22 protein-coding genes are annotated in these 20,733 nt (G+C 63.0%); 15 read left to right on the top strand and 7 right to left on the bottom strand.

What is annotated here, in order from left to right; all coding sequences use genetic code 11:
• Positions 1 to 23: 23 nt before the first annotated feature.
• From queA to secF, 5 genes are all read left to right on the top strand, one after another.
• On the top strand, positions 24 to 1,070 hold the full coding sequence (queA, locus tag BTHE68_RS01765; protein ID WP_162064877.1) for a tRNA preQ1(34) S-adenosylmethionine ribosyltransferase-isomerase QueA: 1,047 nt from the start codon (positions 24 to 26) through the stop codon (positions 1,068 to 1,070).
• Positions 1,071 to 1,118: 48 nt separating this feature from the next.
• On the top strand, positions 1,119 to 2,279 hold the full coding sequence (gene tgt, locus BTHE68_RS01760; RefSeq protein ID WP_162064876.1) for a tRNA guanosine(34) transglycosylase Tgt: 1,161 nt from the start codon (positions 1,119 to 1,121) through the stop codon (positions 2,277 to 2,279).
• Between the two features lie 208 nt (positions 2,280 to 2,487).
• Positions 2,488 to 2,817, top strand: a complete 330-nt coding sequence (gene yajC, locus BTHE68_RS01755; protein WP_061172805.1) for a preprotein translocase subunit YajC — start codon at positions 2,488 to 2,490, stop codon at positions 2,815 to 2,817.
• Positions 2,818 to 2,943: 126 nt separating this feature from the next.
• Entirely contained in the window at positions 2,944 to 5,010 is a 2,067-nt protein-coding gene (gene secD / locus BTHE68_RS01750) for a protein translocase subunit SecD (protein WP_162064875.1), read from the top strand.
• Positions 5,011 to 5,036: 26 nt separating this feature from the next.
• Positions 5,037 to 5,987 carry a protein translocase subunit SecF gene (gene secF, locus BTHE68_RS01745; protein ID WP_061172803.1) on the top strand — a complete coding sequence of 317 codons (951 nt, stop codon included), beginning with the start codon at positions 5,037 to 5,039 and terminating at the stop codon, positions 5,985 to 5,987.
• 76 nt (positions 5,988 to 6,063) lie between these two features.
• Here secF and BTHE68_RS01740 read toward each other — a convergent pair whose 3' ends face one another.
• The 3 genes from BTHE68_RS01740 to BTHE68_RS01730 all read right to left on the bottom strand — a co-directional run bounded on the left by BTHE68_RS01740 (position 6,064) and on the right by BTHE68_RS01730 (position 7,963).
• On the bottom strand, positions 6,064 to 6,654 hold the full coding sequence (locus tag BTHE68_RS01740) for a YceI family protein (RefSeq protein WP_162064874.1): 591 nt from the start codon (positions 6,652 to 6,654) through the stop codon (positions 6,064 to 6,066).
• Positions 6,655 to 6,710: 56 nt separating this feature from the next.
• Positions 6,711 to 7,268 carry a YceI family protein gene (locus BTHE68_RS01735; RefSeq protein ID WP_162064873.1) on the bottom strand — a complete coding sequence of 186 codons (558 nt, stop codon included), beginning with the start codon at positions 7,266 to 7,268 and terminating at the stop codon, positions 6,711 to 6,713.
• Between the two features lie 125 nt (positions 7,269 to 7,393).
• The gene (locus BTHE68_RS01730) at positions 7,394 to 7,963 is read right to left on the bottom strand and encodes a cytochrome b (RefSeq protein WP_162064872.1); all 570 of its coding nucleotides are present in this window, start codon (positions 7,961 to 7,963) and stop codon (positions 7,394 to 7,396) included.
• Positions 7,964 to 7,985: 22 nt separating this feature from the next.
• Here BTHE68_RS01730 and BTHE68_RS01725 point away from each other — a divergent pair, with 22 nt between their 5' ends.
• The 6 genes from BTHE68_RS01725 (at position 7,986) to BTHE68_RS01700 (ending at position 12,872) form a co-directional block, all read left to right on the top strand.
• Positions 7,986 to 8,246: a hypothetical protein gene (locus BTHE68_RS01725; protein ID WP_162064871.1), complete on the top strand. Its 261-nt coding sequence runs from the start codon at positions 7,986 to 7,988 to the stop codon at positions 8,244 to 8,246.
• Positions 8,247 to 8,424: 178 nt separating this feature from the next.
• A complete protein-coding gene (locus tag BTHE68_RS01720; RefSeq protein ID WP_162064870.1) occupies positions 8,425 to 9,105 on the top strand; it encodes a paraquat-inducible protein A in 681 nt (226 codons plus the stop codon).
• Positions 9,102 to 9,782 carry a paraquat-inducible protein A gene (locus BTHE68_RS01715; protein ID WP_162064869.1) on the top strand — a complete coding sequence of 227 codons (681 nt, stop codon included), beginning with the start codon at positions 9,102 to 9,104 and terminating at the stop codon, positions 9,780 to 9,782. The genes BTHE68_RS01720 and BTHE68_RS01715 overlap by 4 nt, the downstream gene beginning before the upstream one ends.
• Positions 9,775 to 11,442 (top strand): PqiB family protein, encoded by a 1,668-nt coding sequence (locus tag BTHE68_RS01710; RefSeq protein ID WP_162064868.1) that lies wholly within the window; start codon positions 9,775 to 9,777, stop codon positions 11,440 to 11,442. Before BTHE68_RS01715 ends, BTHE68_RS01710 begins: the two co-directional genes overlap by 8 nt.
• A complete protein-coding gene (locus BTHE68_RS01705) occupies positions 11,439 to 12,143 on the top strand; it encodes a PqiC family protein (RefSeq protein ID WP_162064867.1) in 705 nt (234 codons plus the stop codon). The genes BTHE68_RS01710 and BTHE68_RS01705 overlap by 4 nt, the downstream gene beginning before the upstream one ends.
• A gap of 117 nt (positions 12,144 to 12,260) precedes the next feature.
• Complete coding sequence (locus BTHE68_RS01700; RefSeq protein ID WP_174257977.1) at positions 12,261 to 12,872, top strand: glutathione S-transferase N-terminal domain-containing protein; 612 nt, start codon at positions 12,261 to 12,263, stop codon at positions 12,870 to 12,872.
• A 231-nt stretch (positions 12,873 to 13,103) separates the two neighbouring features.
• Here BTHE68_RS01700 and BTHE68_RS01695 read toward each other — a convergent pair whose 3' ends face one another.
• The 3 genes from BTHE68_RS01695 to BTHE68_RS01685 all read right to left on the bottom strand — a co-directional run bounded on the left by BTHE68_RS01695 (position 13,104) and on the right by BTHE68_RS01685 (position 15,436).
• A complete protein-coding gene (locus BTHE68_RS01695) occupies positions 13,104 to 13,661 on the bottom strand; it encodes a TetR/AcrR family transcriptional regulator (RefSeq protein ID WP_162064866.1) in 558 nt (185 codons plus the stop codon).
• A gap of 154 nt (positions 13,662 to 13,815) precedes the next feature.
• Positions 13,816 to 14,946: a tRNA 2-thiouridine(34) synthase MnmA gene (mnmA, locus tag BTHE68_RS01690; protein WP_162064865.1), complete on the bottom strand. Its 1,131-nt coding sequence runs from the start codon at positions 14,944 to 14,946 to the stop codon at positions 13,816 to 13,818.
• Between the two features lie 7 nt (positions 14,947 to 14,953).
• Positions 14,954 to 15,436: an NUDIX hydrolase gene (locus tag BTHE68_RS01685; protein WP_174257976.1), complete on the bottom strand. Its 483-nt coding sequence runs from the start codon at positions 15,434 to 15,436 to the stop codon at positions 14,954 to 14,956.
• 223 nt (positions 15,437 to 15,659) lie between these two features.
• Here BTHE68_RS01685 and BTHE68_RS01680 point away from each other — a divergent pair, with 223 nt between their 5' ends.
• The 3 genes from BTHE68_RS01680 to BTHE68_RS01670 are packed head-to-tail and all read left to right on the top strand — an operon-like array spanning position 15,660 to position 18,587.
• Entirely contained in the window at positions 15,660 to 16,805 is a 1,146-nt protein-coding gene (locus tag BTHE68_RS01680) for a Re/Si-specific NAD(P)(+) transhydrogenase subunit alpha (protein WP_162064864.1), read from the top strand.
• 19 nt (positions 16,806 to 16,824) lie between these two features.
• On the top strand, positions 16,825 to 17,145 hold the full coding sequence (locus tag BTHE68_RS01675; protein ID WP_061164611.1) for an NAD(P) transhydrogenase subunit alpha part 2: 321 nt from the start codon (positions 16,825 to 16,827) through the stop codon (positions 17,143 to 17,145).
• On the top strand, positions 17,145 to 18,587 hold the full coding sequence (locus BTHE68_RS01670) for an NAD(P)(+) transhydrogenase (Re/Si-specific) subunit beta (protein WP_162064863.1): 1,443 nt from the start codon (positions 17,145 to 17,147) through the stop codon (positions 18,585 to 18,587). Before BTHE68_RS01675 ends, BTHE68_RS01670 begins: the two co-directional genes overlap by 1 nt.
• Positions 18,588 to 18,679: 92 nt before the next feature.
• Here the strand turns inward: BTHE68_RS01670 and BTHE68_RS01665 are convergent, their stop codons facing one another.
• Complete coding sequence (locus tag BTHE68_RS01665) at positions 18,680 to 19,198, bottom strand: hypothetical protein (RefSeq protein WP_162064862.1); 519 nt, start codon at positions 19,196 to 19,198, stop codon at positions 18,680 to 18,682.
• A gap of 180 nt (positions 19,199 to 19,378) precedes the next feature.
• On the opposite strand from BTHE68_RS01665, the gene BTHE68_RS01660 reads away from it, so the two are divergent.
• The gene (locus BTHE68_RS01660; protein ID WP_162064861.1) at positions 19,379 to 20,683 is read left to right on the top strand and encodes a THUMP domain-containing class I SAM-dependent RNA methyltransferase; all 1,305 of its coding nucleotides are present in this window, start codon (positions 19,379 to 19,381) and stop codon (positions 20,681 to 20,683) included.
• The last annotated feature ends 50 nt before the right edge of the window (positions 20,684 to 20,733 follow it).

The following is a 20,733-nucleotide window of genomic DNA, read 5'->3' as shown; positions in this document are numbered from 1 at the left end:
AAGTTGCGTCACTCAGTCACGCCATGTTCACGCTTTCCGATTTCGATTTTAATCTGCCGCCCGAGCTGATCGCGCAGAGCGCGCTCACCGAGCGCAGCGCGAGCCGTCTGCTCGAAGTGGACAACCGCGCCACGCCGGCCACCTTCGTCGACCGGCGCTTCGCCGAACTGCCCGGGCTGATCGCACCGGGCGATCTGCTGGTGTTCAACGATACCAAAGTCCTCAAGGCGCGGTTCCTCGGCCAGAAGGCCAGCGGCGGGCGCGTCGAGGTGCTGGTCGAGCGCCTGACCGGCGCGACCACGGCGCTCGCGCAGATCCGCGCGAGCAAGAGCCCGGCCGCAGGCAGCACGATCCGGCTCGCGGATGCGTTCGACGTGACCGTCGGTGAGCGCGTCGAGCCGTTCTACACGCTGCACTTTCCGGCCGAATGCCTGACGCTCATCGAGCAATACGGGCGCTTGCCGCTGCCGCCGTACATCGAGCACGACGCCGACGCCTACGACGAAACGCGCTATCAGACCGTTTATGCGGCCAATCCCGGCGCGGTGGCCGCGCCGACCGCGGGCCTGCATTTCGACGACGCGCTGTTCGCCGAACTCGATGCGCGCGGCGTCGAGCGCGCGACCCTGACGCTGCACGTCGGCGCGGGCACGTTCCAGCCGGTGCGCGTCGAGAACATCGCCGAGCACAAGATGCACAGCGAGTGGTACGAGCTGCCGCAATCGCTGGTCGATCGCATCGCGGCGGTGAAGGCGCGCGGCAACAAGGTGATCGCGGTCGGCACTACATCGATGCGCGCGCTCGAAGCCGCCGCGCGCGATGCAGCCGACGCCGGCCATCCGCTCGCCGCGACGCAGGCCGAAACCGATATCTTCATCACGCCGGGCTACGCGTTTCGCGTCGTCGACCGGCTGGTGACGAACTTCCATCTGCCGAAGTCGACGCTGCTGATGCTCGTCTCCGCGTTCGCCGGCATGGACACGATCCGCGAGGCGTATCGTCACGCGATCGAGCAGCGGTACCGCTTTTTCAGCTATGGCGACGCGATGCTTCTGACGCGCCGCGACTAGCTTTCTTCAACCGATGCGCTGGACTGTTTTCCAGTGGCAGGAACCCACATGACCGCAACCCACACTCCGCCCGAGAACGGGCTCAAGTTCGAATTGCTGACGACCGACGGCCAGGCGCGCCGTGGCCGTCTCACGCTCAACCACGGCGTCGTGGAAACGCCGATCTTCATGCCGGTCGGCACGTACGGCACCGTGAAGGCGATCCAGCCGCGCGAGCTCGAAGAGATTCGCGCGCAGATCATTCTCGGCAACACGTTTCACCTTTGGCTGCGCCCGGGGCTGGAAGTCATCGGCGCGCACGGCGGCCTGCACAAATTCATGGGCTGGAACCGGCCCATCCTGACCGACTCCGGCGGCTTTCAGGTATTTTCGCTCGGTGAACTGCGCAAGATCACCGAAGAAGGCGTCACGTTCGCGTCGCCGATCAACGGCGACCGGCTGTTTCTGTCGCCCGAAGTGTCGATGCAGATTCAGAAAGTGCTGAATTCCGACATCGTCATGCAGTTCGACGAATGCACGCCCTATTCGACCAACGGCATCCCGACCTCGCACAAGGACGCCGCCGATTCCATGCGCATGTCGATGCGCTGGGCGAAGCGCTCGATCGACGAATTCAACGGCCTAGGCAATCCGAACGCGCTGTTCGGCATCGTGCAGGGCGGCATGTTCGAGGACCTGCGCGACGAGTCGCTGGCGGGTCTGTCCGAGATCGGCTTTCATGGGCTGGCCATCGGCGGGCTGTCGGTCGGCGAGCCGAAGGAAGACATGATGCGCGTGCTCAATCACATCGGCCCGAAGCTGCCGGCCGACAAGCCGCATTACCTGATGGGTGTGGGCACGCCGGAAGATCTCGTCGCGGGCGTCGCGGCGGGCGTCGACATGTTCGACTGCGTGATGCCCACGCGCAACGCGCGCAACGGCTGGCTCTTCACGCGCTTCGGCGATCTCAAGATCAAGAACGCGACGCACAAGAACTCGATGAAGCCGCTCGACGAATCCTGCGGCTGCTACACCTGCCAGAACTTCACGCGCGGCTATCTGCACCACCTGCATCGCGTCGGCGAGATTCTCGGCGCGCAGTTGAACACGATTCACAACCTGCATTACTACCTGCAACTGATCGGCGAAGTGCGTGAGTCCATCGAAACACACACGTTCGAGGCGTTCCGTAAGACTTTTGCGGAGAATCGGGCGCGCGGCGTCGATTGAATTCGACGTCGAAACAGCCGATCCAGCATTACAATCGCCTTTCTATCGCTCGGGAAAATGCTGTCGAAGTCACGCGAAGCGCGCTGTAACGGCTTGATGACAAAGCGCATTCCCGGAGTGTCGCGGCATGGGCGAGTGGTAGAATAGCGGGCTAATTTCCATTCGAGTTTTTCGAACGTATTTCTGACGTTTTAACGGAGAGACCAACGTGTCGTTCATTTCCAATGCCTTTGCACAAGGCACAACCGCGGGTGGCGCGGAATCGAGCCTGATGAGCTTCCTGCCGCTGATCCTGATGTTCGCGGTGCTGTACTTCATCATGATTCGTCCGCAGATGAAGCGTCAGAAGGAGCATCGCAACATGCTCTCCGCGATGGCCAAGGGCGACGAAGTGGTGACGAACGGCGGTATCGTCGGCAAGATCACGAAGGTGACGGACGCTTATGTCGGCGTGGAAATCGCCGAAGGCACGGAAATCACCATCCAGAAGGCTGCCGTGACGACCATTCTCCCGAAGGGCACGATCAAGTCGCTGTAAGGCCACTCGTTCCACCGCGTCCGGCGCGGCCTCGCTCATCGAGCCATCCCAGGTTTATCCACCGGCTCGTCGCGCATAACGCCGGACGCCCTCTTCCCCGAAGCCAACTTTCCGGTCGGCCATCTCATGAATCGTTATCCCCTCTGGAAGTATGTCGTGATGCTGGTGGCGCTCGTCATCGGCCTCGTGTACACGCTCCCCAACTTCTTCGGCGAAGCGCCCGCGGTGCAGGTGTCGAGCGGCAAGGCGACGGTCAAGCTCGATTCCACGACGCTTTCGAACGTCGAGGCCGCGCTCGCCGCGAGCAACATCAAGCCCGACGAAGTCACCTTCGACAATTCGCAACTGAACGCGAACATCCGTGTGCGCCTGAAGGACACCGACACGCAATTGCACGTGAAGGATCTCCTCTCGAAGTCGCTGAACACCGATCCGAGCGATCCGCAGTACATCGTCGCGCTGAACCTGCAGAGCGCCTCGCCGCGCTGGCTGACGGCCCTGCACGCGCTGCCGATGTACCTCGGTCTCGACCTGCGCGGCGGCGTGCACTTCCTGCTGCAGGTCGACATGGCCGGCGCGCTCAACAAGAAACTCGACTCCGACGCCGCCGACGCGCGCACCTATCTGCGCGACCGCAATATCCGCGACGGCGGCGTGAACCGCGTGGGGCAATCGGTCGTCGTCAGCTTCTCGGATCAGTCGGGCGCGGACAACGCGCGCACCCTGCTCCAGACGGGCGTGTCCGAGCTGAACTGGGTCACGCGCCAGGGCGGCGACGGCTTCCAGGTGGTCGGCACGTTCTCGCCGGGCGCGCAGAAGATCGTCGAAGACAGCGCGCTCAAGCAGAACATCACCACGCTGCATAACCGCGTGAACGAACTCGGCGTCGCGGAGCCGGTGATCCAGCAGCAGGGCTCGGACCGCATCGTGGTCGAACTGCCCGGCGTGCAGGACACCGCGAAGGCGAAGGACATCATCGGCCGCACGGCGACGCTCGAAGCGCGCCTCGCCGATCCGGTCAACACCTACATCGGCCCGAACGAGCCGGTGCCGCCCGGCGACGAAGCGTTCAAGCAGGGCGACCGCACCGTGCTGCTGCGCAAGCAGGTGATCTTCACCGGCGACCGCATCGTCGATGCGTCGGCGGGCTTCGACGAACATCAGCGCCCGTCGGTCAACATTCGCCTCGATTCGGCGGGCGGCCGCGCGGTGTCGGCGGTGTCGCGCGACAACATCGGCAAGCCGATGGCCATGGTCCTGTTCGAAAAGGGCAAGGGTGAAGTGCTGACGGTCGCGACGATCCAGTCCGAACTCGGCGACCGCTTCTCGATTACCGGCCAGCCGACGCCGCAAGCCGCCACGGACCTCGCGCTGCTGCTGCGCGCCGGCTCGCTCGCGGCGCCGATGGACATCATCGAGGAACGCACGGTCGGCCCGAGCCTCGGCGCGGACAACATCAAGAAGGGCTTCGATTCGGTCACCTACGGTTTCGCCGCGATCGCTGTCTTCATGATCGCGTACTACCTGCTGTTCGGCGTGTTCTCGATGCTGTCGCTGTCGGTCAACCTGCTGCTGCTGGTCGCGATCCTTTCGCTGCTGCAGGCGACGCTGACCTTGCCTGGCATCGCGGCTATCGCGCTCGCGCTCGGCATGGCGATCGACGCGAACGTGCTGATCAACGAACGTATCCGCGAGGAACTGCGTAACGGCGCGCCGCCGCAGACCGCGATCCAGGAAGGCTTCAAGCACGCCTGGGCGACCATTCTGGACTCGAACGTCACCACGCTGATCGCCGGTCTCGCGCTGCTCGCGTTCGGTTCGGGCCCGGTGCGCGGCTTCGCGGTCGTGCACTGTATCGGCATTCTGACGTCGATGTTCTCGGCGGTGTTCTTCTCGCGCGGCCTCGTGAACCTGTGGTACGGCGGCAAGAAGAAGCTGAAGTCGCTCGCGATCGGTCAGGTGTGGCGTCCGGAAGGCTCGAACGCCGAAGCGGCCGCGGCGGCCTATCTCGCGGCGCAACGCGGTGACGAATCGCCTGTCGACGAGATCGTGAAGACCGCCAAGGGCAAGACCAAGACCGCCGTGGCGGCGCCGCGCGCGGCGGCACAAACGCCTGCGCGCTCCGGCAAGCCGACGGTGCGCCGCCGCTCGGGCCCCGGCATCGATCAACAGAAACCGGGCGAGTCCCGCTGAAACCGCTGAGTCCGGAGCACTAGACAATGGAATTCTTCCGCATTCGCCGCGACTTGCCGTTCATGGAGCGCGCGTTGATTTTCAACGTGATTTCGCTCGTGACGTTCCTCGTGGCCGTATTTTTCCTGATGCATCGCGGCCTGCATCTGTCGGTGGAGTTCACCGGCGGCACGGTCGTCGAAGTGCAGTATCCGCAGGCGGCGCAGCTCGAGCCGGTGCGCGCGTCGATGGCGAAGCTCGGCTATCCCGACGCGCAGGTGCAGAACTTCGGCACGTCGCAGGACGTGCTGATCCGTCTGCCGCTCAAGCAGGGCCTCACGTCCGCGCAACAGAGCGATCAGGTGATGACCGCGCTCAAGACCGACAACGCTCAGGTGAAGCTGCAGCGCGTCGAGTTCGTCGGCCCGCAGGTCGGCAAGGAGCTCGTGACGAACGGCCTGCTCGCGCTCGCGTGCGTGGTGATCGGCATCGTGATTTACCTGTCGTTCCGCTTCGAATGGAAGTACGCGGTGGCGGGCATCATCGCGAACCTGCACGACGTGGTGATCATTCTCGGCTTCTTCGCGTATTTCCAGTGGGAGTTCTCGCTGTCCGTGCTGGCGGCGATTCTCGCGGTGCTCGGATATTCGGTGAACGAGTCGGTGGTTATCTTCGACCGGATTCGCGAGACGTTCCGCAAGCAGCGCAAGATGACCGTGAAGGAAGTGATCGACCACGCGATCACGAGCACGATGTCGCGAACCATCATCACCCACGGCTGTACGGAAATGATGGTGCTGTCGATGTTCTTCTTCGGCGGCCCGACGCTGCATTACTTCGCGCTGGCGCTGACCGTCGGTATTCTGTTCGGTATCTATTCGTCGGTGTTCGTCGCGGCGGCGCTCGCGATGTGGTTCGGCGTGAAGCGTGAGGATCTCGTGAAGGACAAGAAAGACAAGTTCGATCCGAACGATCCGAATGCGGGCGCGCAGGTTTGAGCTTCATGCGCTCCAAGCAAGCATAAAAAAACGGCCGGTCTGCAAAGACCGGCCGTTTTGTTTCAGCGCGCCGAACTTACTGCTTGATGCCCTCGGCCTGAATATGCAGCACCGTCTTGAGGCTGAAACCATACGCCTTGCCGTAGTCCATCCCGAAGTCGCCACGATCGAAGGTCGTCGTCGCTTCGACGCCGCACACTTCCTTCTTCATCATCGGATTCACGAAGCACTTGAAGTTCTCGACCTTCAGGTTGATCGGCTTCGTCACGCCATGCATCGTCAGCGTGCCGATCACTTCCGAGGGCTTGTCGCCGTCGAACTTGATCGACGTGCCCTTGTACACCGCCGTCGGATACTTCGCGGCATCGAAGAACTCGGCCTTTTGCAGATGCTCGTCCAGCTTCACGTTGCCGGTATTGATCGAGGCCACGTCGATGGTCACGTCGACCGTGCCGGTCTTCGCCGCGCGATCGAGCACCACGGTGCCGCTGCTCTTGTTGAACTTGCCGCGCCAGGTCGAGACGCCGCCGAAGTGGTCGGCCTCGAAGCTCGGGTACGTGTGGTTCGGGTCGAGTTGATACGTGTCAGCGGCGAAAGCGCTCACCGAAGCGACGGACGACAGACCCAGTGCGAGCGCGCCCGCGGCGATGATCGAAAGCTTTTTCAAGTTCTTCTCCTGACTAACCAGATACGCTGAATGCGTGTGTGTGACGAAAGTGCCGCTCACTTCTTCGCGGCGACGATGTGAAACTTGATGACGACGTCGTCGGCGACGATCGACGTGTCTTTCCATTCACCCGTTCCGACATCGAACTGGGTGCGCTTGATGGGCAACGCGCCGTCGAAGGTTTCCGTCGCGCCCTGCTGCGTGACCGTCACGGGCACCGTGACCGTCTGCGACTTGCCCTTGATGGTGATCTTGCCCGTCACGTTGTACTTGTTGGCGCCCGCCGGCGCGATCGCGCTGGAGACGAAGGTCGCGCTCGGGAACTTGGCCGCGTCGAACCATTCCGCGCCGCGCACCTGCTTGTTGTACTCGTCGTCGCCGAGGTCGTAGCTGCCGGTGTCGATCGTGATGTTCGCCGAGCCCGCCGCCGGCTTCGCCGGATCGAACGCGATCTGCGCGGTGAACTTGTTGAACTTGCCGTCGGTGGGCACGTTCATCTGCTTCGAGGTGGCGATCACCGTGCTCTTGCTCATGTCCACCTGCGCGTGCGCGCCGGCGACGAGCGCGAGCGAAGCGGCCGTAACCAGCATCCAGCGATTGAGTTTCACTTTCATGTGTGCCCTATTCAAACGGTTCGATCGAACAAACCGATATTGGAAATCAAAAGAACGCGAGAACAATCAGCCGTGGGGAAACGTCCTGCCAACGGCGAGGAAACAATGCGATGCGCCTGTCCGAGTCATCTGAGAAAAGGCAGCATGCGCCCGAGCAAGCCGTCGCGATCGACGAAGTGATGCTTCAGCGCGGCGAGCACATGCATCACGACGAAGAACAGCAGCGTGTAGTTCAGCGCGACGTGCACGATGCGCAGCGTCGCCTTCAGCGCCTTGTCCGGACCGATGATGGTCGGCAGCGGCAGCACGCCGAGATAGACCACCTGGATGCCCGCCGCCGAGCTGTAGAGATAACCCGACGCCGGAATGATGAGCATCAGCGCGTAGAGCAGGAAATGTGCGAAATTCGCCGCGCGCTGCTGCCATTGCGGCATGCCATCGGGCATCGCCGGCGCCGCATGAGTCGCGCGCCAGATGAGACGCAGGAGCGCGAGCGCGAACACCGTCACGCCGATCCACTTGTGCCACGAGAAGTACTTGAGCTTGGTCGGCGTGATGCCGGGAATATCGGTCATGATCCAGCCGAGCCAGAAGCCGCCTACGATCAACAACGCGATCAGCCAGTGCAGCCCGATCGCCGTGGCGCTGTAACGTTGCGCCGGCGCGGGTGCCGCGATGCGTGCGCTGCTTTCCATATTGCTTTCACCCAGGTGTTCGATGTTTCCCGTCTTGCCGTCGCCCGACGACAAGCATGTAAGGCCGCCATGCTACCTCAATGCCAACGATTTGCCAGCGCGTGAAAAAAGCCTGCCGGAAATCCGCAAAACCAGTCCCCGCGTGGCTTTGCGGGCGATCGAGCCATATTCCCGCGCCTCGCGTGCCGCGCGTGCAACGAACTATTCCATGCGTGCAACGGTCGATGAAGGCGCGAAGAAGAAGCGGCATCAACCGCGACGGATTCCGGCATCAATGTATTAACGCGCGACGCAGCGATTTCATTCCGTCCATGACGAGGCGACCCGCCCAATGACGTCGGCAAGTCGCCATTTGATACCATGCTGCTACCATTCGCGCTGGCCCGCAGCTTGCTATGCTCCGTCGGAGCCGGTCCTCGCGGCACCCGACAAATACGCTCGACCAGTCTCGGGCCTCGACCATGAACGCGAACGATCCGGAAGAACTCATCGCGTGTCACGAATGCGACGCGCTCTACCTCAAACGTGCGCTGCCTCAGCGAAGCTCGGCGAAATGCCCCCGCTGCGGATCGCTGCTTTATCGCAGCATCTCGTCGAACCTCGACAAAATCTGCGCGATGACACTCGCCGCGCTCGTCACCTTCGTGATCGCGCAGGGCTTTCCCATCGTCGAGCTGGACGCCAACGGTCTCACGTCGCAGACCACGCTCATCGGCGCGATCGTCGCATTGTGGAACGAGCAGATGGAGATCATGGCCGTGCTCGTGTTCTGCTCGACCATTCTGTTTCCTCTGTGCGAGCTGCTCGCGCTGCTTTACGTACTGCTTCCGATGCGCTCGGGCTACGTTCCGCCGGGCTTCAACGCGCTGTTGCGCGGCATTCAGTTCGTGCGTCCGTGGGGCATGATCGAAGTGTTCATGCTCGGCGTGCTCGTCACGCTGGTGAAGATGGTCAGCATCGCGCGCGTGATTCCCGAAGCGGCGCTGTTCGCGTTCGGCGCGCTGACGCTCATGTTCGCGGTTGTCGTGAGTTTCGATCCGCGCGCGCTCTGGGATCTCGCGGAAAAGCTCGGTCAGCGCGGCGAGCCGAGGCGAGCAGGCAGCCAGAAGCACCTACCCTCCGACGCGAGGCAGAAATCGTGAACGATCCAGTCGATTCGAACACCGGCGAGCCAGCGAGCGAGACGCACTACACCACGGCGTCGCGCGCGCACGTCGTGAGCTGTCACGCGTGCGGGCTCGTGCAGCCGCTCGCGCGCACCGTCGAGAAGCAGCGCTGCACGCGCTGCGATGCCGTCGTGCACCGGCGTCATCCGGACAGCATCGCGCGCACGTGGGCGCTGCTCATCAGCGCGGCGATTCTGTATATCCCGGCAAATCTCTTTCCGATCATGCATACGTCGTCGATTCTCGGCTCCGAGGACGACACCATCATGAGCGGCGTCGCGCTCTTCTGGAACGACGGCGACTATCCGCTCGCCGCGGTGATTTTCATCGCCAGCATTCTCGTGCCGATGTTGAAGCTCGTCACGCTCGGCTTTCTCGTCATCAGCGTGCAGCGGCGCTCGATCTGGCGACTGCGCCAGCGCACGACGCTGTTTCGCCTCGTCGAGGGCATCGGCCGCTGGTCGATGCTCGATATCTTCGTGATCACGCTGACCATCGCGCTGGTGCGCTTCAAGTCGCTCGCCGTCATCACGCCGGGGCCGGGCGCGCTGGCGTTCGCGTCGGTCGTCGTGCTGACGATGATCGCGTCCATGCAATTCGACCCGCGCCTCATGTGGGACAACATCGAACCGTCAGGAAAGAAACATGACTAGTGCCCAAGGTCCGAACGACCCGAAGCAGCCCGCGCCGCCGTCCTCAGGTGACAAAGGCGGCGGCGGCCTGCCGCCGAATCTGCCCGAGCCCGTGATCGAACCGCGCAGCCGCTGGCTGCCTTCGCTCGTGTGGGTGATTCCGCTCGTCGCGGCGCTGATCGGCGTGATCCTCGTCGTGAAGACGGTGTCGAGCCGCGGTCCGACCGTGACGATCAGCTTCGTGAGCGCGGAAGGCCTCGAGCCCGGCAAGACGAAGGTGAAGTTCAAGGACGTCGATATCGGCACGGTCAAGACCATCACGCTGTCGAAGGATCATTCGCGCGTGCTCGTCGATGTTTTGCTCACCAAGGAAGCCACCGATTTCGCCGTGAAGGACACGCGCTTCTGGATCGTGCGTCCGCGCGTGGCAGCGAGCGGCGTGACCGGTCTGTCGACGCTGCTGTCGGGTGCGTATATCGGCGTCGACGCGGGCAGGTCCACCGAAGACCAGACCTACTTCGTCGGTCTCGAGACGCCGCCCGCCGTGACCGGTGACCAGAAGGGCCACACCTTCACGTTGCATGGCGAATCGCTCGGCTCGCTCGATATCGGCTCGCCGGTCTATTACCGGCGCGTGCAGGTCGGGCAGGTCGTCGCCTTCTCGCTCGACAAGGACGGCACCGGCGTCACGCTGCAGGTGTTCGTCACCGCGCCTTACGATCAGTACGTCGGCACGAACTCGCGCTGGTGGCATGCGAGCGGCGTCGACCTGCGGCTCGATTCGAGCGGCTTCACGCTCAACACGCAGTCGCTCGCGACGGTCGTGCTCGGCGGCATCGCGTTCCAGACGCCGCCCAACCAGCAGTCGGGGCCGCAGGCGCAGAACAACGCGACCTTCAGTCTCGCCGGCGATCAGGCCGACGCCATGCGCGATCCGGACGGCCAGCCCGTGCACGTCGTGATGAACTTCAATCAGTCGCTGCGCGGCTTGTCGGTCGGCGCGCCGGTCGATTTCCGCGGCATCGTGCTCGGACAGGTGACGGGCATCGGCGTGCAGTACGATCCGAAATCGCGTTCGTTCATGATGCCGGTGACGATCGATGTCTATCCGGATCGCCTTGGCAAGCGCTCGAAGCACGCGTTGCCGGAGCAAGGCTCCGCCGCGAGCCAGGACATGCTGCAGATGCTCGTCAATCGCGGCCTGCGCGGACAGTTGCGCACCGGCAACCTGCTGACGAGTCAGTTGTATATCGCGCTCGACTTCTTCCCGAAGGCGTCGCCCGTGAAAGTCAACGTCAATGCCGATCCGTTCGAACTGCCGACCGTGCCGAACACGCTCGACGAGCTGCAACTGCAGATCGCGGACATCGCGCGCAAGATCGACAAGATTCCGTTCGACGAGATCGGCACTAACCTGAACGGCTCGCTCAAGAATGCGAACGCGCTGTTCGACCGGATGGACAAGGAAGTCCTGCCGGAAATGCGCGACACGCTCACGCAGGCGAAGAAGACCTTCGGCCAGGCGCAATCGACGCTGCAATCGGACTCGCCGCTTCAGTCGGACGTGCATCAGGCGCTGCAGGAACTCACCCGCACGCTGCAATCGCTCAACTCGCTCGCGGACTATCTGGAACGCCATCCGGAATCGCTGATTCGCGGTAAATCGGGAGACAAACCATGAAGTTCGGCTCGTTGATATCGATCCTGAGCGCGGCAGCCATGCTCGCCGCCTGCGCCTCGCCGTCGAGCCGGTTCTACACGCTCGGCGGCGGCGACGCGCGGCCCGTGCCGTCCACGCCCGCTTCGTTCTACTTCGAGCTGGCGCCCGTCGACATGCCGCAGCAGGTCGCCAAAAATCAGTTGGTCGTGCAGACGAGTCCTGCGCAGGTGCGTGTGCTCGAAGAGGAACGCTGGGCGTCGCTGCCCGGCGACGAAGTGCGCCGCGCGCTGTCCGCCGATCTCACGCAGCAGCTCGGCGCGATCGATGTCTACGGCACCCCGCATCCGGAGTCGGTGCCGGTGTATCGCGTCAAGGTGAACGTGCAGCGCTTCGAATCGTGGCCGGGCTCGCAGGCCGTGATCGACGCCGTGTGGAGCGTGCGCGCCGCCGGATCGGATACCGTGCTGACGTGCCGGACCGTCGCGCAGGAGCGCGTAGACACGGGCTACGACGCGCTCGTCGAGGGTCATCGCAAGGCGGTGGACGCGCTCGCCTCCGCGATCTCGGCAGGCGTGCGCAGCCTGAGTTCATTGCCGCACGCGAACGCGAGCGCGCCGGCTGCGTCCACGAAGGGCAAAAGCGGCGCGATCACGAAGCCCGCCGCCGCGCCGGTCCTGCCGTGTCCGTCCGCGAGCGCCGCGACGACTGCCGCCGCGCAATGAACCGATGTTGTCCGCAGGCGACATTGTCCGACACCGCTATCTCTAATTTGCCGATGGTTCGTGCGCGCCCGGTTAAGATCGTCGTCGCCCGCATTCCGAATCAACCGTGAAAATTAGATGATGAAACTGATCGGTTCGCATCCCAGCCCGTTCGTCCGCAAGGTACGGATCGTCATGGCGGAGAAGAAGATCGACTGCGAACTGGTGCTCGAGGACGTTTGGGCATCCGATTCGAAGATCCACGACTACAACCCGCTCGGCAAGGTGCCGTGCCTCATTCTCGACGACGGCGAAGCGGTGTTCGACTCGCGCGTCATCTGCGAGTACGTGGACACGCTCACGCCTGTCGGCAAGCTGCTGCCGCAGGAGCGCCGCGAGCGCACCGAAGTGCGTTGCTGGGAAGCGCTCGCCGACGGCATGCTCGACGCCGCCGTGCTGATGCGTCTCGAAGGCGTGTTGCGTGAGGAAGCGCATCGCAGCGAGAAGTGGATCGCGCGTCAGCGCCACAAGATCGAAGACGGCTTGCGCGCGATGGCGCGCGGCATCGGCTCGAAGCAGTGGTGTTCGGCGAACCGCTTCACGCTTGCGGATATCGCGTGCGGCTGCGCGCTCGGCTATCTCGACTTCCGCATGCCCGATGTGAACTGGCGCGAGGCGCATCCGAATCTCGACAAGTACTACGCACGCATCTCGCAGCGTCAGTCGTTCGTGGATACCGCTCCGGTCTGACGTAAAACCAAATTCCATCTACGACTAGATAGACAGTCGGTTACGGTAGAACCATATGACCGTGCGATGCGCTCGCGTTTTCCTCGCGTGAAGTCGTATGACCGGCCACTTCGACGAACCAGGCGCATCGCGGATCGAATAACTGGTTTTTTCCGCCAAAATCTATCTATTCAAAGATAGATGATCGAACGCCCGTTCACGGGTTTTTCACACGGTTATCCACAGGGTTATCTACCGGCGCACGGCGTCCGTGACTTCTTCTAGCCGCGCGCGCGTCTGGAACAGGCGACATGCGAGCAGGCTGCCCTGAAATGTCGCATACAGCCTGCGGGCCGCGGCTTCGGGATTGCCGCCCGCATCGAGCGTGTCCTGCGCTTCGCCTTCGGCAAGCACTTTCGCCAGCCAGTTCTCGTTGGCCCTGTAGAACGACTGGACCGCGTATCGCACTTTCTCCGGCAACGATTCGATATCGGACGCCAGCATGCCGCACAGGCAGATCTGATTGCCCCCGCCGATGATCCGCCCGAACAGCCTGGCATAACGGTCCAGCTTCTTGTCGGCTGGGGCGGAACTGTCGATCGCGTAGATGGACGACATCAGGTCCGCGCTGTACGCGTTGACGGCTTCGAGCGCGAGATCTTCCTTCGTCGGAAAGTAATAGTGGATGCTGGACGTCTTCACGCCGACCAGATTGGACAGGTCGCGGTAACTGAAACCGTTGTAGCCGCGCGTCATCAGCAACGTCTGGGCATGGTCCAGCAGCGCTTCGCGTACCGTGTTCTTGTCCATTTGTGTGATTGTCCCTGCCCTCGATGTGCGTAATTTATCTACCACTAGATAGATAGTCAAGCGCTTGTATCAAAAAAGCTTTTATCGGATCGATAGGGAAAATGAAAAGCCCCGGACACAGCCGGGGCTCGCGGATAAACCAACCTGCCGGACCTCAGCGCGCGGCAGAAAGCAACACAGCCTGCGATGATTCCTGCCCCACCGTCGCGTGCTCGATGATGCCGCCGCCGAGACACACCTCGCCCTGATACAGCACGGCGGATTGCCCGGGCGTCACCGCCCACTGCGCTTCGTCGAAATGGAGCGCGAAGCGGGCGTCGTCGGCATTGGCGAAGCGGCACGCCGCGTCCTGCTGCCGATAACGCGTCTTGGCGCCGCACGCCGCGCCCTCTTCCGGCGCGAAACCCGCGACCCAGCTCGTGTTGCCCGCGACGAGCGTCGGCGACAGCAGCCACGGGTGATCGTGTCCCTGCACGACATACAGCGTGTTGCTCGCCATGTCCTTGCCGGCGACGAACCACGGCTCGCCGCTGCCGTCCTTCGCGCCGCCGATGCCGATGCCCTTGCGCTGCCCGAACGTATAGAACGCAAGCCCGATATGCTCGCCGACGACCTTGCCTTCGGCCGTCTTCATCGGACCCGGCTTGGTCGGCAGATAGCGGTTGAGGAATTCGCGGAACGGCCGTTCGCCGATGAAGCAGATGCCGGTCGAATCCTTCTTCTTCGCGTTCGGCAGGCCGATCTGCGCGGCGATCTCGCGCACCTTCGTCTTCGGGATTTCGCCGAGCGGGAACAGCGTCTTCGACAATTGCGCCTGATTCAGCCGATGCAGGAAGTACGACTGATCCTTGGTCGAATCGGTGGCCTTGAGCAACTGGAACAGCCCGTCGTGCTCGCGCACGCGCGCGTAGTGCCCCGTCGCGATGGTTTCCGCGCCGAGCGACATCGCGTGGTCGAGGAACGCCTTGAACTTGATTTCGGCGTTGCAGAGCACGTCGGGATTGGGCGTGCGGCCGGCCGAGTATTCGCGCAGGAATTCCGCGAACACGCGATCCTTGTACTCGGCGGCGAAATTGACCGCTTCGACATCGATGCCGATCAGATCCGCGACCGATACCACGTCGATCCAGTCCTGACGCGTCGAGCAGTATTCGCCGTCGTCGTCGTCTTCCCAGTTCTTCATGAAGAGGCCGACCACGTCGTAGCCCTGCTCTTTCAGAAGCCATGCCGTCACGGACGAATCCACGCCGCCCGACATGCCCACCACTACCTTTCGCTTGCTCATAGGGATATCACGCCCGCACCACCGGCGCGACCGAATGCGTATGAATGAAATCGAGCGGCACGCGCCGCCCGGACAAGTAATCGTCGACGCACTTCATCACGAGCGGCGTGCGATGCCGCTCCGCCGACGCGCGCAGTTCGTCGGCCGTGAGCCACATCGCGCGCACGATGCCTTCGTCGAGCGAACGACCGCTCTCTTCGCCCGACGACTTGCCGCAGAACGTGAAGCGCAGATACGTGACATCGCGCCCCGGCCCTGTGAAATGCGTCATGTACGCGCCGACGAGCGCCTCGGGTTCGAAGCGATGCGCCGTTTCTTCGAGCGTCTCGCGAATCACCGCTTCGACGAGCGTTTCGCCCGCCTCGAGATGACCGGCCGGTTGGTTGATTCGCAGCCCTGCCGACGTGAGTTCCTCGATGACGAGAAAGCGCCCGTCGCGCTCGACGACGGCAGCCACCGTAACGTGGGGGGCCCAAGTATCTGATTTCATGGTCAGATATTTTACCGTCCCGGCGGCGTTCCCGCCCGGCCGTCCTAAGGGTAAGCGCTGAGCGTCGAATGCGGAACGAGTGCCGGATCGCATTCTTGTGGGCGCATTCTTCGGTTACAGTTGCGATAGCCGTCAGTTCCAGCATTTGAAATAAAAAACTCAGCCTTAAGCCTTCCTAAGCCCTTGCCCGGTGACGAAGGCAACAAAGACAGGAGAATTGAAGATGCACATTGGAGTGCCTGCAGAAACGCGGGCGAACGAGGCGCGCGTCGCCGCCACGCCCGAAACGGTCAAAAAGCTCGTCACGCAAGGACATCGCGTTTCTGTCCAGAGCGGTGCGGGCTTGCCGGCAAGCTATATCGACGATGCCTTCGCGCAAGCGGGCGCGGATCTCGTCGATGCCGCCACGGCCTTTTCCGCCGAGATCGTCCTCAAGGTGCAGTCGCCGAGCGAAAGCGAACTGGCGATGCTCAAGCCGGGCGCCGTGCTCATCGGCATGCTCGATCCATTCAATACGGAGAACACCGCGCGGCTCGCATCAGCGAACGTCACCGCGTTCGCGCTCGAAGCCGCGCCGCGCACGACGCGCGCGCAGAGCCTCGATGTGCTCTCGTCGCAGGCGAACATCGCCGGGTACAAGGCGGTGCTGATGGCCTGCCAGTATTACCAGCGCTTCATGCCGATGCTGATGACCGCCGCCGGCACCGTGAAAGCGGCGCGCGTGCTCGTGCTCGGCGCAGGTGTGGCGGGCCTGCAGGCGATCGCGACGGCCAAGCGTCTCGGCGCGGTCGTCGAAGCGTCCGACGTGCGCCCCGCCGTGAAGGAGCAGATCGAGTCGCTTGGCGGGAAGTTCGTCGACGTGCCTTTCGAAACCGACGAGGAACGCGAGGCTGCGGTTGGCGTCGGCGGCTATGCGCGCCCGATGCCGCCAAGCTGGCTCGCGCGGCAAGCGGCGCAGGTGCACGAACGTGCGAAGGCGGCGGACATCGTCATCTCGACGGCGCTGATTCCCGGCCGCCCCGCGCCGACGCTGATCTCCGTCGAAACGGTCAAGCACATGAAGCCGGGCTCCGTGATCATCGATCTCGCCGCGGGTCGCGGTCCCGAGTTCGAGGGACGCAAAGGCGGCAACTGTCCGCTCACCGAAGTCGATCAGGTGGTGATGAAGCACGGCGTGCATATCGTCGGCCATACGAATCTCGCTTCGATGGTCGGCGCCGATGCCTCCGCGCTCTACGCCCGCAATCTTCTGGACTTCCTGAAGCTGATCCTGACCAAGGAAGGCACGCTCAACATCGACCTCGCGGACGACATCGTCGCGGCCACGCTCCAGTGCCGCGATGGGCAAGTCACGCGTCCGGCCGCTTAACGCCGATACGGAGACGCACATGGATGTCATCAATCACACGGTGATCAACCTCATCATCTTCGTGCTGGCCATTTATGTCGGCTATCACGTGGTGTGGAACGTCACGCCCGCGCTGCATACGCCGCTGATGGCCGTGACCAACGCGATCTCGGCGATCGTCATCGTCGGCGCGATGCTCGCGGTCGGCCTGACGGTCGGCGTGGCGGGCAAGTTCTTCGGCACGCTCGCCGTGCTGCTCGCGGCGGTGAACGTGTTCGGCGGCTTTCTCGTCACACGGCGAATGCTGGAGATGTTCAAGAAGAAAGAGCCGAAGAAGATCGCCAGCAAGGAGGGCGTGTAATGAGCCTTAACGTCGTCACACTCCTCTATCTCGTCGCCTCGGTGTGTTTCATCCAGGCGCTGAAGGGTTTGTCCAATCCGAAGACCGCGCGCATCGGCAACACGTTCGGCATGACGGGCATGGCGATCGCCATTCTCACCACGCTCGCGCTGATCGTGAAGCAGGCCGCGTATCTCGAAGCGAATCTGGCGCTCGGGCTGTCGCTGCTGTTCGTCGCGCTGATCGTCGGCGGCGGCGCAGGCGCGTATATCGCGGCGAAGGTCGAAATGACCAAGATGCCCGAGCTCGTCGCCGCGATGCACTCGCTGATCGGTCTCGCGGCGGTGTGTATCGCGTATGGCGTGGTTGCGGAGCCGGCTGCATTCGGACTCGCGCCGCCCGGCGATCCGATTCCGTATGGCAATCGCGTCGAGTTGTTCATCGGCACGTTCGTCGGCGCGATCACATTCTCGGGTTCGGTGATCGCGTTCGGCAAGCTGTCGGGCAAGTACAAGTTCCGGCTGTTTCAGGGCGCGCCGGTCACGTATTCGGGCCAGCATCTGATCAACCTGCTGCTCGCCATCGCGATGATCGGCTTCGGCGTGATCTTCATGCTCACCGAATCGTGGCTGCCGTTCATCATCATGACGATCATCGCGTTCGCGTTGGGCGTGCTGATCATCATCCCGATCGGCGGCGCGGACATGCCGGTGGTCGTGTCGATGCTGAACTCGTACTCGGGCTGGGCGGCGGCGGGCATCGGCTTCTCGCTGAACAATCCGATGCTGATCATCGCGGGTTCGCTGGTGGGTTCGTCGGGTGCGATTCTGTCGTACATCATGTGCAAGGCGATGAACCGCTCGTTCTTCAACGTGATTCTCGGCGGCTTCGGCGGCGAGGCGGGCGGTGCGGCCGTGGGCGGTGCGACGGAGCAGCGTCCGGTCAAATCCGGTTCCGCCGATGACGCCGCGTTTATGCTCGGCAACGCGGAAAGCGTGGTGATCGTGCCGGGGTACGGTCTTGCCGTGGCGCGCGCGCAGCACGCGTTGAAGGAGCTGACGGACAAGCTCGTAGAGAAGGGCATCGATGTGCGGTACGCGATTCACCCGGTCGCGGGACGGATGCCGGGGCACATGAACGTGCTCTTGGCCGAAGCCGAAGTGCCGTACGAGATGGTGCAGGAGATGGACGAGATCAACAGCGAGTTCGGCCAGACGGATGTCGTGCTGGTGCTCGGGGCGAACGACGTGGTGAATCCGGCCGCGAAGACCGACCCGAAATCGCCGATCGCGGGCATGCCGATTCTCGAGGCGTACAAGGCAAGGACGATCATCGTGAACAAGCGGTCGATGGCGGCGGGGTATGCCGGTCTCGATAACGAACTGTTCTATATGGACAAGACGATGATGGTGTTCGGGGATGCGAAAAAGGTGGTCGAGGAGATGATGAAGGCGGTGGAGTGAAGTACATCGCCTGACTTATCTTGTACGCACCGCGCAAGAATGCCCGCCTGAGTGCGGGCATTCTCGTTTTCTGGCAGCACAACGTGCACGAATCAGTAACCCAATATCAAGATGCCCTTCAAGGGAAGCCGCATACGATTACTCGCGAAAAGCGTGTCGAAGAAGGTCACGACACGTTCGAAATCTGCATTTGATACGCCGGCAGCCGTGTATACGTTCCGCACCGCGATAGCAAGATAGTCGACCTCATCCATCATGCATGCTTGAAAGAGGTCTTTGAGGAATTGGTTGTTCACGACTCCCCGCCCCGCCTCTACCTCCACGACGAAGCGTCCTTCGCGGTGAAACGCATCTGCTTCAAACGACTTCGCGACTCGTCCGTTGTTTCCGTAGAGTACAGGCACGCGAATTTTGTCTGCGTGCTTTTTCCCCGCTTCAACTACGAACCCAAGCTCGCGTAATGGATCAGCAACATGCATTAATACTGCATTGCTGGGCAATGCATGCTCGCTTGAAGTTATCAACGAATGAGAGACTTGAAACGCTTGAACTACTGCTGTCGCCAGCGCAGTTGCCTTGTCCGACCGAGGAAAATACGCCCAGTTGAGCATGTCGAAAGTTCAGATCTGGCTGCAATAGAAACCCGCTGTGATCTTCGATACCTGGAAGAATTATAGTGGGAACATGTGCTTCGTCAGCTTCGAGGATTTGACTAAGCGCCCAGATTTTAGATCACGGTGCACATTGTCACCCGCGTACAATACCGCCTTTGAACGCCAGAAGCGCCTCTCATGTCCTCCCCTCTCTTCGACTGGTTCGTCCCCTGCCCGCGCGGTCTTGAAGCACCTCTTGCCGCCGAGCTCGCGGAGATCGGCGAACGGCATGTCGCCGGCGCGCCGCTGTCGGGCGGCGGATCGCTGGTCGTCGGCGCGCAGGTGCCCGGCGGCGTGCATTTCCGTGGCGGCTGGGTCGCGGGCATGGCGGCGAACCTGCATTCGCGCATCGCGAGCCGCGTGCTGCTCAAGGTCGCGCACGGCCCGTATCGCAACGAGCACGACATCTACGAACTCACGCATCGGCAGCGCTGGGAACAATGGTTCACGCCGAGCCAGACGATGCGCGTCGACCTCACCGCGATCAAATCGCCGCTCAAGAGCCTCGAATTCACTACGCTGCGCGTGAAGGACGCCGTTTGCGACCGTCTGCGCGATGTCGCCGGCGCGCGTCCGAGCATCGACACCGCGCAGCCCGACGTGCGCGTGTTCGCGTTCCTCACGATCAACGAGTGCACGCTCTATCTCGACACTTCCGGCGAGCCGCTCTTCAAGCGCGGCTGGCGTCTCGATAAAGGCGCCGCGCCGCTGCGCGAGAATCTCGCGGCGGGCATTCTGCGCCTCACCGGCTGGACACCCGGCACGCCGCTCTTCGATCCGATGTGCGGCAGCGGCACCTTCCTCGCCGAAGCTGCGCAAACGGCGCTCAATATCGCGCCGGGCAACGATCGGCGTTTCGGCTTCGAAAAGCTCAAGCCGTTTCACCCCGGCATGTGGCAAAAGCTCAAGACGGCCGCGCTCGAACAACGCCGCGCCGCGCGCGCCTCGCAGGCCGAGCTGAACATCTTCGGCAGCGACATCTCCGGCGACATGCTCGACAAGGCGCGCGCGAACCTGAGCCGCGCGGGCATCACGGACCTGTCGCTCAAGCAGGTCGACGCGCGCAATATGGTGCCGCCGACCGACGCCCCCGGCATCCTGCTCGCGAATCCGCCGTACGGCGAGCGTATCGAAGTGCGCGGGCGCGGTCCGCGCGGCGAAATCCGCGATACGGCGCGCAGCCGCCGCGAAGACGACGACACATTCGCTCGCGCGCAACCCGATCCCGCCGACACCGAGTTCTTCATCTCGTTCGGCAACGCGCTCAAGCAGCGCTTTCCCGGCTGGCGCGCCTACGTGCTCACGTCCGACCGCAAGCTGCCGGGCCTGCTGCGGCTGCGCGAATCCACCAAGACGCCGCTCTTCAACGGTGCGCTCGAATGCCGCCTGTTCCGCTTCGATCTGATCGCGGGCAGCGTGCGCAATCGTCCGGCCGACGAGTAAGCTTGCGGTGCGCGAGCGCGCCGGCGCAATAGGCCGAATGGCCGAGTGCA

The sequence above is a fragment of the Burkholderia sp. THE68 genome (genome assembly GCF_009938265.1).
Taxonomy (GTDB): domain Bacteria; phylum Pseudomonadota; class Gammaproteobacteria; order Burkholderiales; family Burkholderiaceae; genus Caballeronia.
This window is presented reverse-complemented; position numbering and strand designations above follow the sequence as displayed.